Origin of the sequence: Lentilactobacillus hilgardii DSM 20176 = ATCC 8290 (assembly GCF_000159315.1) — a bacterium.
GTDB lineage: Bacteria > Bacillota > Bacilli > Lactobacillales > Lactobacillaceae > Lentilactobacillus > Lentilactobacillus hilgardii.
Window position 1 is genome coordinate 160,895 of sequence record NZ_GG669994.1, and the last position, 13,200, is coordinate 174,094.

The window sequence follows — 13,200 nt, forward strand, 5'->3', positions numbered from 1 at the left end:
TTGAACCCTTATATGGAGCGGTGTTGCTTTGAGGAGCAGTCCTAAAACAGTGTGCGGAAAAAGACGTTTTGATCCCAGAGTACAAGGAACTGAATTTAATATTCCTGTTTTTGGAATATTGGATTTGGTTCCTTGTATGGCAGGGATCAGTCTTTTGAAGCAGTCCTAAAACAGTGTGCGAAACAAAGCGGTTACACCCGGAGTATAAGGCTATTTGATAAAGCTCAATTAATGTTATTACATAAATGCAGATGGGGAGGAATGTTTCATGTATCTTATCGATATTTCCAGAAATGGTCAGCCAAGTTATGATGCCAGAGTCAACCAATCTTTGGACAATTATTTTGTGAATGATTTAAAGCTGCCGGGGCATGGACTAATGTTTTATATTAACAAACCTTCGGTGATCATCGGTCGAAATCAAAATGTATGGGCGGAAGTTGACGTTGATTATCTACATGAACATGATATTGAATTGGTTCGGCGAACATCCGGTGGCGGTGCTGTTTATCATGATATGGGAAACTTTATTTTTGAAAATATTCTCGTTGATGATGCTTCTGACTTTGGCGATTACGGTCATTTTGCTGAACCGGTTTTGAAGGCGCTTCAAAAGCTTGGCATTGATGTTAAAATGAAGCCCAATAGTAGTGATCTGATTCTGGATGGTAAGAAATGGTCCGGGATGACAATGTTTAAAAGCGGTAAGGGCATTGCTGCAGGTGGCACGATTATGTATGATTTGAATATTGAAAATGCCAAGAAGGTTTTGACTGAGAATCAAATTGAAAAGCAAAAACGTTTGGGCGTTCTTTCCAAACGAAGTCCAATTGTCAATTTGAAGGATTATTTACCTGATGGCATGACAATGGCGGAATTTCGAGCTTATTTGCTGAAGGAAATGTTTCAAGTCAAGTCATTAGATGATATTGAAACTTACCATATGACTGACGAGGATTGGAAAAAAGCCGATCAACGTTTGGCAGAGACTTATGGAACTGATGAATGGAACTTTGGCCATAATCCGGGCTATTATGATTATCAAGATCAGCTCTTTGCGGCCGGAAAAATGGGTATTAATTGGACCATTACGGATGGTAAAATGGTACACCTTAAATTCAATCCGTTTTTTAAAGTCGACGGTGATTTAAACGAAGTAGAGCAATATTTAATTGGAAGAAAAATGTCTTCGAGAACGATAAAAAAGGCTATTAAAAGGGGAAACATTAATAATATTGATAATGACGCACTTGCTGAATTCTTGGATAAAAGTTTTGAAGAGAAGTGAACATAGAAAAGATCATTTCCGGATTATTTTTTCGGAAATGATCTTTTTCTACTATATATAGTTAATCTATATAGTTAATCTTTTAAACATCAGTTATTGGGAACGTTATTTGAGGCAGTTGCACGAATCGATTCTTTGACGGACTCGGTTGTGTGTTGACGCCACCACGAGGAGAGAACAGAACCGGAAACGTTGTGCCAGATCGAAAAGATGGTTGATGGAATAGCAGCAGCTGGAACGAAGTACTTCATGGCTAAAGTTGCACCAAGACTTGAATCCTGCATGCCAACTTCGAAAGTAATGGCTTTTCGTTGTGGCTGATGCAATCGAATCAAGTGGCCAAACAGGTAGCCAAGTGCGTATCCACTCAAGTTGTGAAGCATAACCACCGGGATAACCAGAGCGGTTTGGGCGGTGAATAAATCATCGTGGTTAGCTGCAAATACGGCACCGACAATGGCAAGAATTGCCAACTGTGAAATAAGCGGCAGAATCATATTTACTTTGGCGGCTTGCTTGCTGAAGAGTGTGTGAACAACAACCCCTAAGATGATTGGGATAACAACGATTTTTAAAGTGCTCAGGAATAATTGCGTTGTCGGGATTGCAACGTACCGGCCAGCGTAGAATTGCAGCATTAGCGGCAGCATGATTGGTGCTAATAATGTTGAAAGAGCTTCGATCGAAACATCAAGCGCCACATCACCCTTTGCCAGATAAGCCATCACACTTGATGACGTTCCGCTTGGGCAGGAACCTACCAGAATGACACCAACGGCAGTTGCACCGGTTAAATGGAAAATTTGGCAAAGTAGAAAGGCGATAAATGGCATGATTACATAATGAGCAACAGTCCCGAGAATAACTGGAACCGGTCGTTTGAAAATTCTTGCGAAGTCATCTTTGCTTAAAGTGAGCCCCATCCCAAACAAAATGATTCCTAAAAGATAGGATGTATTAGGTGCGATCCATAAGCTCGCCTGTGGTAAGAAATAATTAACGGCGGCCCATAAGATAACGAGTAACGTAAACCACTTACTCATCCAATTACCAATTTTAGATACAGTTTGCATAAGCATTCCTCCAATAATTTCAATTCTCTAAAAGCTTTTTCTACTATATTAATAGGCGTTTAAAATAATTCGTCGTAGCCCTTCATAACACCACCGGTATTTGCTGAAGTAACCAAGGCTTGATAACGGGCCAAGTAACCTGAACGAACTTTTGGTTCGAACTTAGGTAAGTGAGTTCGACGTTCAGCAAGTTCCTCATCTGAAACGTCAACTGAAATGTCGTGGTTCTTTAAGTCGATGGTGATTGTGTCACCGTTTTTAACCAGAGCAATGTTACCACCCTCGGCAGCTTCCGGTGAAATGTGACCAACGGCGATCCCCCGAGTAGCACCTGAGAAACGGCCATCAGTGATTAAACCAACGTCTCGACCCAAGCCACGGCCAACGATACTTGAAGTTGGGTTCAACATTTCCGGCATACCAGGACCACCCTTGGGGCCTTCAAAGCGAATGACAACAACGTGACCTGGCTGAACTTCGCCTGAATCGATCCCATGAACGGCTTTATCATGTGAATTGTAGCAAATTGCTTTACCGACAAACTTGCCTTTATCACGAATGTCAGGATCAACCCCACCAACCTTGATAACGGCGCCGTCTTGGGCCAGATTGCCGTGAAGAACTGATAGTCCGCCAACGTTGGAGTAGGCGTTATCAACGGTATGAATAACTTCAGGATTCTTGGTTTTAGCACCTTCAACGTTTTCACGCAAGGTTTTTCCGGTAACAGTCATTCGATCAGGATGTAAAATGCCACCCTTTTTAATTAATTCGCTTAAGATGGCTGGAATCCCACCGGCAGCATGAACATCTTGCATGGTCCAGTGAGAAGATGGTGCGATTTTAGCTAAGTACGGAACTTTTCGGCTGATCTTGTTGATATCGTCCAAGTTATATTTGATACCGGCTTCGTGAGCGATCGCTAATCCATGAAGAATGGTATTGGTTGAACCACCCATTGTCATATCAAGCGCGTAAGCATCATCGAATGCTTCTTTGGTCATTAAGTCGCGAGGCTTGATATCATTTTTAACCATGTACATGACCTGTTTTGCGGCTTTTCGAACGAGTTCCTTTCGTTCTTCGGAATCGGCTAATGCGGTTCCGTTATATGGAAGTGCAACTCCCAAGGCTTCCATTAGGGAATTCATGGAATTGGCGGTAAACATACCGGCACATGAACCACAACCGGGACAGGCATTCTTTTCATATTCCAGCAGGTTTTTCTTTGAAAGCTCGCCACTTTTGAAAGCACCAACAGCTTCAAACATGGTTGACAGTGTTGTCGCACGGCCTTTGGGATCAACACCGGCTCTCATAGGACCGCCAGAAACAAAGACTGATGGGACATTCGTTCGGGCAGCCGCCATTAACATCCCGGGTGTGATTTTGTCACAGTTTGGCATGAACAAAACACCGTCAAACCAATGGGCGTTAATAACAGTTTCTGCTGAGTCGGCGATAATCTCTCGACTTGGAAGGGAGTAACGCATACCAACGTGTCCCATTGCGATACCGTCATCAACCCCAATTGTATTGAATTCAAATGGGATGCCACCGGCTTCACGAATGGCTCGTTTGGCAACATCGGCTAACGCGCGTAAATGAATGTGGCCTGGCACAATTTCAATATAGGAATTACAAATTGCGATAAACGGCTTCTTCATGTCGTGTTCGTTTTTTACTCGGCCTGTTGCGTAAAGTAAGCTTTTTGAGGGCGCTTCATCAACACCAACTTTGATCTTGTCGGATCGTTTATGGATACCTTCTCCTTCTGCGTTAAAATCAAGTGTATTTGCCATTAACTATCATCCTCTCTGATATGTAGTGGTGTGTTTGACACCAAAATTTGATTCTTGACTTGATATAGGGATAAAATAAAAGCCAAGAGCTGTGTTGAACAGCTCTTGGCTTGAAATTCACCAATGCCGCCCGCCTGGTTAGACGGGCTCATTACAAATTAGCCCGTCTAACTAATAATAATCACGACGAGAACAATAATTTGTAATAATAAGGCATTCGTTTTTTTCATTGTTGTGATTTCCTTTCACTTGTCTAAGAATTGCATTAAGCTTATTATAATTAATCTCACTTGTAAACAGTGATTGGATAAAATATGGGAATTCCCCTACGCTTATTCTCATTTATTTTTCATTGTCAAGCATTTCGCCTGATATGATTGACTGATAAAACTAAGGCACGGCAGTGAAATGATTGAATTCACTGCCGTGCCTTTTTATGAGAAAATGATTGATGATTATTAGAACATTACACTAGCATGCGGTATAGGGTTTTGTTTTCTTGTAAATTGATGTAGTGGGGATCAAACTGCTTAATTCTTTTTAGGAGCTGATCCAGATTATTAACATTTCCCAAGCGAATACCTATCAGACAAGGTCCCATGGTACTATTGACTTTCTTGGTATATTCGAATTTCGTGATGTCGTCATCGGGGTTTAAGACATGGCTAACGAATTCGCGAAGTGCACCGGCTCGTTGTGCAAAATTAACGATGAAGTAGTGTTGCTGCTGATTATAGAGCAATGAGCGTTCTTCAATTTCCTGCATTCGGTTGATATCATTGTTGCCTCCGGAAATGACGCATACGACTGTTTTGCCGACCAACCGATCTTTGTTTGCTTCCAACGCGGCAACACTCAGGGCACCGGCGGGTTCGGCAACAATGGCGGTTTTACTGTAAAAATCTAAAATCGTGTTGCAAACCTGGCCTTCCGGTACCTGGCATAATCGATCAACATTTGCCCGGCAGGTTGCATAAGTTAACTCACCGACTTTCTAACAGCTGCGCCATCAACAAAGGCGTCAAGGGCCTCCAGTTCAACAGGCTTACCAGCATCAAAGGCGGCTTTCATTGAGGCGGCACCATTGGGTTCAACACCAATAATTTCTGTATTCGGACTTGTGTACTTGGCGTATGTACTGATGCCGCTTAGTAAGCCGCCACCACCGATTGCAGCAAAGAGGCTGTCAATTGTTAATCCTTGTTTTTTGGCATCTTCAAATATTTCTACCGCAATGGATCCCTGGCCTGCCATTGTATTTAAATTATCGAACGGGGCGATAAAAGTCTGACCGTTATCTTGGCAGAAGGTGAGTGCCGCGTTTGCAGATTCGTCGAAGGTATCCCCGATTAACTTGATGGTGGCGTAATCACCGCCGAAGTATCTGACTTGATTGACCTTTTGGGCGGGGGTAGTCGTTGGCATGAAGATTGTTGCGGGAATTTTTATTTTGTTGCAGGTCCATGCAACGCCTTGGGCATGGTTGCCGGCACTTGCACAAACGACACCGGCTTTTCTGGTTCCTTCAGGGGTTTGAGAGATCGCGTAATAGGCACCTCGAAGCTTGAATGAGCGGACCAGTTGTTGATCTTCCCGTTTGAGATACACGTTGGCATGATAACGGTCCGATAAATAGCGGCTATACTCCAATGCGGTATGTTTGACGATGGGCTTTAACACCTGATACGCATTTTTCACATCTGTTTCTGTTAGTTTGACGGTTCTTGTTTGCATAAAATCACTTTCCTTTCTCAAAATAGAAAACCGGGACCACTGTTAAATTGACAGTGGTCCCGGTTTTCATCCTCTTAGATCATCGTATTTCTCAATTACCCATGTAAAGGCGCAGAACAACTGAAGGACCAGCTTTCTGTACCCATTGCTGCGTGGCTTTTTTGGGATGATAGGTGTCAAGGACAAATGCAGGGCTAACCTGTTGCGCACTGCCAAATGTCATCTTTGGGTTATCGATCGCCAAACCAATCTCTTGGTTTGGCTCCATAATGGCTCCAATGATTGAAAGATCCTTTGCAGTGACGTTGCTGATTGAAATCTTTGCAATATTTTGGGAACGGGCAATATCGATACGGGTTGTCAAACCTTCCAAACCGTATACTGAAAAACCACCAAGGTTAACAATTGCATTCGTGTTGGTGTCCGTTAATTCTGTTTTCATAGTTCGGATCTTAGCCTCAAAATCTTCGTCAGAAAGTAGGTTTGGTTGGTGACTGGTCGTTTTACTCTGGTAATCACTAATCAAAATTGTGTTGGCACCACAACGAACCAGTTCGTCGGCAGTGTCAGCCCAATTCGTCGCATCGTCGCCACCAAAAGAAGTGTCAGCCAATAAGTGAGCACTGGTAGAATTTCTCATGCAACGTAAGTATTGCGCGTAATCCGATAAACTTAACACTCGGTTGGTATCCCCACCCATTAATTGGTTTTCCACCGAGTCCTTATCGATATAAAGTTCGTTAAATCCTTGTGATTCGAAGTATTTCAGCATTGGCGCATTTGCTGCCGCTGGGATTATGCTAGTCGTCATGGTCATCATTCCTTTCTGAAATCAAAATCTAAAAGTTTAGACAAAGTAAAAAAGTCAAAAATAAAAACGCCCTCTGAAAGTTTTTCAAAGGGCGTTTTTAACGCGGTACCACCTTTGTTCACGGTTAAGGAACTAACTGTCTCAAATCGTGCGATGTTTATACACGGCTGGGTAACGGGCAGTGCCGGTTTTGATTATAAGAGTGGATCTACTTTCACTCGTTGATTGTTATCCCGTTCCAGCATACCGGGACTCTCTTGCTAACAGTCGGACAAGTTACTTTTTCCTGAATCAAATTCTCATTTTTTAACTTTTCGCTAACTATACCACAGGTTGTGAAGAATGCAACAAATTTTATCAAATAAATTTGATTTGAAAAAGTTTGAATTGTTTTCTTCATATAATGCGCCAAAAGGTGATGTATCACCATGTAAAAAAGTTAAAATTAAGTCTTGACTTGTTTCAAAAAGCTAGTATTGTCAATAGGCAAGAATTAAATTTCGCTAAGTTCTCACATGAATCCTATCGAAATTTAAGCCTTAAAAATAATTTTACGAGCGTCAGATCACGGCTGTGACACCGTGTTCAAAACAATTCGTGAGAAACAGATTAGAAAATGTTTAATTTGGGTGTTGACAAATTTATAACTTCCGTGTTAAATTTCAACCATCACGAAAAAGTTATTCACCGATTAAACAATTGTGAACTTGGCGTGATGTTGTTAGACACATGTTGTTTTGAAAGGATGTGAATCAGATATGCTTGCAGAAGAGTCAAAGCCAGCAACCGCAACTGAAACCGGTGCTGAAATCTTGGTTGATGCATTAGCAGAACAAAACGTTGCTTTTTTGTTCGGATATCCGGGTGGTGCGGTTCTGCCTTTATATGACGCACTTTATACAAAATCGTTTAGTAACGTACTAACCCGTCATGAACAAGGTGCCGTTCACGCTGCAGAAGGTTACGCCAAAACAACCGGTAAGACGGGAGTTGTTTGTGTAACCAGTGGTCCGGGTGCCGGAAATGTTGTCACAGGAATTGCGGATGCTCAAATGGATTCGGTTCCGTTGGTTGTTTTCACGGGCCAGGTTACTCGCTCCGCAATTGGAACCAATGCCTTTCAGGAGTTGGATATTGTGAGTGTGACCAAGCCGATCACCAAAGCTAATTTCCAAGTTCAGGATGTGAACGACTTACATAGTGTTGTGACTAAAGCATTTGAAATTGCTCAAAGTGGTCGTAAAGGTCCCGTTTTGGTGGATTTACCAAAGGATGTTACTTCTGAATCTGCTATTTTTGAACAAAATGCGCCGACGAAACGGGTAAAGCAACCACAACAATTGGGGAAAACCCAGGAAGCGACCATTGAAGCCGCACTTCATGCCTTGAGTAGTGCTTCCAAACCAGTCGTCATTGTTGGGGCGGGAGTGGCTGCCGCCGGAGCAACCAAAGCATTCAATCAATTTGTTCATGACTGGAACATTCCGGTTGTGGCCACATTGTTAGGACTTGGTATACTCCCAAGCAAGGATCCGTTATTCTTGGGAATGGGTGGTATGCATGGAAGCTATGCTGCCAACATGGCACTGGCCGAAAGCGATTATATACTTAATATCGGTTCCAGATTCGATGATCGGATGGTGCCAAAAGCTTCAGATTTTGCGGATAATAAGACGATTGTCCATATCGATATTGATACGCATGAGTTAAACAAAATCTTACAAGCGGATTATTCGATTGAGGCCGATGCAAAGGCAGCATTAACAGAAATGAACCGCAGTACAGCAGCCAAAACGCAGACGCCTGCTTGGAATCAGCTGGTGGAAGACCGGAAAGATGAAAATCCCGAGGATGCCAAACCGGCTGCGGGACAGTTTAACCCTCATGAAGTCATTGAGGCTGTCGGAAAAGCGACCAATGGTGATGCAATTGTTGTGACCGACGTTGGCCAACATCAAATGTGGGCAGCTCAATCATATCCATTCAAGCATGCCCGACAACTTGTCACTTCAGGTGGTTTAGGGACGATGGGGTATGGTCTGCCAGCCGCCATTGGCGCTAAACTAGGAAACCGCGACAGAGACGTTGTTCTGTTTGTGGGGGATGGTGGCTTTCAAATGACTAGTGAAGAGCTGGAAGTTTTGGCCGCTGAGGACTTGAATGTTAAAATGTTCCTTTTGAATAATCATGCATTAGGAATGATTAGACAGTGGCAGGATGCTTTCTATTCAAATCATCGCTCCAAGTCGCTATTTGATCATCAACCGGACTTTAAGAAGCTTGCTGATGCCTACGACATTAATTATCAGCAGTTAAATCCGGAAGAATCGTTGGAGCAACAGCTCAATGATGTCTTCGATGATCCCGAATCTACTTTGGTAGAAGTTCAAGTACCGGTTGATGAGCAGGTTTACCCAATGGTAGCACCTGGTCACAAGAATAATGACATGGTTGGATTCTAAGGATGACCACATTTAGGAGGTGAGGCCTTTCATTGCTAAATTGAGTTTAAGTTCCTACGACAATTGTTTCAAAAAAAATACTTAACATAAAAAATGGAGGAATCAGTATGAGTGTAGAAATGTTGTATGACAAGGATGTTACCACCAATTATCTTCAAGAAAAGAAAATTGCTTTTATCGGTTATGGATCACAAGGCCATGCCCAAGCTAACAACTTAAGAGATTCAGGTTATGACGTTATCGTTGGTGTTCGCCCAGGACAATCATTTGAAAATGCCAAAGTTGATGGATTCGATGTATACACACCAGCCGAAGCAGCTCGTCGTGCAGACTGGATTCAAATGTTAACGCCTGATGAAGTTATGGATGACGTTTATAAAAATGAAATTGCACCTAACCTAGAGGAAGGCAATGTATTAGGCTTTTCACATGGCTTCAACATTCATTATAAAGAAATCGTACCACCAGCAAACGTTGATGTTGTTATGATGGCACCTAAAGGCCCAGGTAATCTTTGTCGTCGTACATACGTTGAAGGCTCCGGTGTTCCAGCATTATATGGCTATTTCCAAGACTATTCAGGCCATGCCGAAGATTTATCCAAGGAATTCGCCAAAGGAAATGGTGCAGCACGTGCCGGACTATTGAAGACAACCTTCAAAGAAGAAACTGAAGAAGATTTGTTTGGTGAGCAAAACGTCCTTATGGGTGGTGTTACCGCGCTTATCGAAACCGGTTATGAAGTTTTAACCGAAGCAGGATACTCACCACAGTTGGCATACTTCGAAGTGGATCACGAAATGAAATTGATCTGTGACCTTATCTACGAAGGTGGGTTCAACAAGATGTATGCTGACTGCTCGAACACTTCTGAATATGGTTCATATGTAGTTGGTCCAAAGGTCGTTGGTAAGGAATCCAAGCAAGCTATGAAAGACGCTTTGAAGCGGATTCAAGACGGTTCATTTGCTAAAGAATTCATGGATGACTACCGTAACGGCTTCAAGAAGCTTTACAAGATGCGTGAACGTTCAGCTAACTCACTTCTTTCACGTGTTGGTGCTGATCTTCGTGATCACATGTCATTTGTTGGTGAAGCCGACAAGTACAGTACACCTACTGAAGAAAAAGCAGAAGCAGAAGCTGAAAAGTAAGATTGCCTAATTACAAGTTTGCTAACTGATCATTAGGCATAGCTGGCTTTGTGCATTGATTGAATGAAATGATAAATGAACTTCCGCTAACTAACTCGGAAAAAGTTACGGATCGATTGTGAGCATCACAACTCACGCTTAACTAAGCAACTAAACGAAAGGACTGAATAAAAACCACTCCGGTTTATTCAGTCTTTTTGAATACATATACATTTAGGAGGCCGCTTATGGAAAGAATTTTACGCTTTGACGATGTCTCGGTTACCCGGGGGAAAAAGAAGATTTTACATCATATTAATTGGCAGGTCAATCAAGGCGAAAATTGGGCGATTTTAGGATTGAACGGTGCCGGCAAAACAACTATGTTAAAAATGATTCATGGAGATTTGTGGCCAACTTCTGGAAATTTGGAGGTCCTCGGTGGGGTATTCGGTCATATTAATATTCCGGAATTGAAAACCAAAATTGGCTGGGTCAGTAACGCTCTCCAAGATCAGCTTCATACGGGTGATTTGGTAGATTTTATCGTTCTATCAGGAAAGTTTGCCAGCATTGGTATCTATCAAGAATTTTCTCAGGCGGATTTAGACGAAGCTCGCCAAACTTTAATTGACATGGGTGGTCAAAAGCTATTGGGAAAACAATATGCAGTGTTGTCTCAGGGAGAACGTCAATTGGTATTGATCGCTCGGGCAATGATGGCTCATCCTAAATTATTAATCTTAGATGAACCGTGCAACGGGCTGGATTTGTTCGCCAGGGAAGAATTGCTGAAACGGGTCGCGCAAATTTCCCGGATGCCTAATCGACCGGCGCTGCTTTTGGTTTCTCATTATACTGAAGAGCTTTTACCGTGCTTTAATAATGTGTTACTTTTGCGCCAGGGGCAGGTTATTCAAGCAGGTAAGCGGGAGGACGTACTGAATGAAACCAGTTTATCGGCTTTTTATAGTAAGCCGATTCAAACGGTGACGATCTCCGGAAACCGGTTGGCAGTTTATCCGAAATAGCGATCAGCCGTAGTTAAAAACGATGTGTTGTGTGGTCGAAATATGGGAAACAGATAAAATTTAAAAAGTTGTGGCAAATAAATAACGTTGCCGCAATTTTTTTGTACATATTCATAGTTGAACAATTCTTCACAAATTCTTCAATATTATGTTCAAATGATAACTGATTCATTTTCTTGAAATATGCTAGGAATATGCATTAATGAAGCCAAGTCCGTTGCTTCAACGGTCATTGGCGAATAGTTTTAAGTCATAAATTAAAAGTTGGCCTATTGGAAACAATATATAAAAGTCACAATTTCTTTTAAAAAAAGCCAAACTTTCTTGTTACTCTTATGGTGTTGATTAGATACTGCTAATTAAAACCATTAGGAGGACCTGGAAATGTGGATTAAAAAAAGAGGAGTCATTATTCAAGTCATTGGCGTTTTGACTCTGTTGATTGGTAATTTTTTCACTGCTGGCCAAGCCTTGGCGGATGCAGTTTCGACAGATGAAATTGCCGTGAAAAATGCAAAGTTTGTTAATCAGCATCAGCAATTTGTTTCTAATTCGAAAGTTGGAGACAGAGCTCAGCTATCATTTGATTTGACGGTTGGGGCAATATCGAAAAGCGGTGCTGTAACATTCGGGTACGATGAAGAAAGTTTAACGATAAAAAAGAAACGGTACAGGTATACAAATGGCCAAACGGTGGTTGTTGTCGATGTGGATGGTAAAGATTCAACTATTCACTGGCGAAACGCTGTTGGTCGAACAAATATGGAAGTAAAGCTGCCCGTTAAATTTAGAAGAGCTATGAATCAACATCGGTTGACGGTTGCGGTTGACCATAAACTGGTTAAATTGCCATTTTTGACTATTGTTTCGAAAGAAAATAAGCCGAAACAAAATCAAGCAGGCTCATCGAGTGGCAACCTAAAGTCGGAAGACAAGGTTAACAACATGTTGCAACAGGAAAGGATGAAGGAAACCCAAAAACAGGTTCAAAAGGCTCAGGCACAATCTCAGGAGCCACAGTCAAAAGGGTCTGAGTCGACTACCGATGGAAGTGAGAAGTTTTCGGGGAGTATATCTCAATCCAATCAGACAAAGAGCCAAAGCTATCTTGAAGAAAAGCGGAAAAATGATCAGAAAAAAGCAGCCGTTAATAATAAAAAAGCGATTGCTGAAAATGATGACAATGGTGGAAAAGTGGCGGAATCTTCTTCGTCAGTCGTGGATAATGCAGCGACAACCCCCGGTTCATCCAAGGCTGCTAAAAGCGTAGCAATTGATCGAGATGTCACAACCACAAGTGAAGTGTTGAAGCAGGCGGATGCTGAAGATGCCGGCGATGCGGATGGTGATGTTCCGAGTAAGGGGGCGAATATTCGAGATGAGGTAAAGAATGCCCAAATATTTGCCGCTAGGGCCGGTCAAAGTCTGAATGATAAAATTGATACACAGTTCTTTTCAAAGATTACCTTAGGAATGGATAATCAAACCATTGATATTCCAGCCAAACTTGGCGATGGCCAAACGGTTACGATTCCTGAACAGATTCACGGCAGTTCCAAGAACGTGATTACTTGGCACTGGGATACAACCAGTATTGAGGCAATGAATTCACCGGAATTTGAAATTGAAGACGGCGATTATTATGACTTTGTATTAAGCGGTTTTAAATTTGACTACGATGGTAAAGACAAAGTGACACAGGAAATTGTTGCCGACGGCGTTAAAATTGGTGAATTTACCGTTAGTCCGTATACGAATGGCACGGGCGAAGTTGCCGATAATAAACACAATATTCGAATAACGTTTCTAACGTCTCAAGTACCCGGACATTCCACCATTTCTTATGGGGCGAGTTTAGCGACAACA

Annotated in this window: 8 protein-coding genes and 1 pseudogene; 5 read left to right on the forward strand and 4 right to left on the reverse strand. The window is 42.2% G+C overall.

Annotation, left to right across the window (positions count from 1 at the left end; genetic code table 11):
• The first annotated feature begins 268 nt into the window (after nt 1–268).
• Nucleotides 269–1,288, forward strand: a complete 1,020-nt coding sequence (gene lplA / locus HMPREF0519_RS08050) for a lipoate--protein ligase (protein ID WP_003635338.1) — start codon at nt 269–271, stop codon at nt 1,286–1,288.
• An 89-nt stretch (nt 1,289–1,377) separates the two neighbouring features.
• Here the strand turns inward: lplA and HMPREF0519_RS08055 are convergent, their stop codons facing one another.
• The 4 genes and pseudogenes from HMPREF0519_RS08055 to HMPREF0519_RS08070 all read right to left on the reverse strand — a co-directional run bounded on the left by HMPREF0519_RS08055 (nt 1,378) and on the right by HMPREF0519_RS08070 (nt 6,708).
• Nucleotides 1,378–2,361 (reverse strand): bile acid:sodium symporter family protein, encoded by a 984-nt coding sequence (locus HMPREF0519_RS08055; RefSeq protein ID WP_187117478.1) that lies wholly within the window; start codon nt 2,359–2,361, stop codon nt 1,378–1,380.
• Between the two features lie 59 nt (nt 2,362–2,420).
• Nucleotides 2,421–4,163 (reverse strand): dihydroxy-acid dehydratase, encoded by a 1,743-nt coding sequence (gene ilvD, locus HMPREF0519_RS08060; RefSeq protein ID WP_003635340.1) that lies wholly within the window; start codon nt 4,161–4,163, stop codon nt 2,421–2,423.
• A 466-nt stretch (nt 4,164–4,629) separates the two neighbouring features.
• Nucleotides 4,630–5,897, reverse strand: a pseudogene (ilvA, locus tag HMPREF0519_RS08065) (threonine ammonia-lyase IlvA).
• 91 nt (nt 5,898–5,988) lie between these two features.
• On the reverse strand, nt 5,989–6,708 hold the full coding sequence (locus HMPREF0519_RS08070; protein ID WP_225429002.1) for a hypothetical protein: 720 nt from the start codon (nt 6,706–6,708) through the stop codon (nt 5,989–5,991).
• Between the two features lie 758 nt (nt 6,709–7,466).
• Between HMPREF0519_RS08070 and ilvB the strand changes: the two genes are divergently transcribed.
• The 4 genes from ilvB to HMPREF0519_RS13890 all read left to right on the forward strand — a co-directional run.
• The gene (gene ilvB / locus HMPREF0519_RS08075) at nt 7,467–9,170 is read left to right on the forward strand and encodes a biosynthetic-type acetolactate synthase large subunit (RefSeq protein WP_003635347.1); all 1,704 of its coding nucleotides are present in this window, start codon (nt 7,467–7,469) and stop codon (nt 9,168–9,170) included.
• A gap of 107 nt (nt 9,171–9,277) precedes the next feature.
• A complete protein-coding gene (ilvC, locus tag HMPREF0519_RS08080) occupies nt 9,278–10,324 on the forward strand; it encodes a ketol-acid reductoisomerase (RefSeq protein WP_003635351.1) in 1,047 nt (348 codons plus the stop codon).
• Nucleotides 10,325–10,551: 227 nt separating this feature from the next.
• Nucleotides 10,552–11,334, forward strand: coding sequence for an ABC transporter ATP-binding protein (locus HMPREF0519_RS08085; RefSeq protein ID WP_003558859.1), 783 nt, complete (start codon nt 10,552–10,554; stop codon nt 11,332–11,334).
• A 384-nt stretch (nt 11,335–11,718) separates the two neighbouring features.
• Nucleotides 11,719–13,200 (forward strand): adhesive domain-containing protein (locus tag HMPREF0519_RS13890; protein ID WP_003635355.1); only part of this gene is annotated, 1,482 nt, incomplete at its 3' end.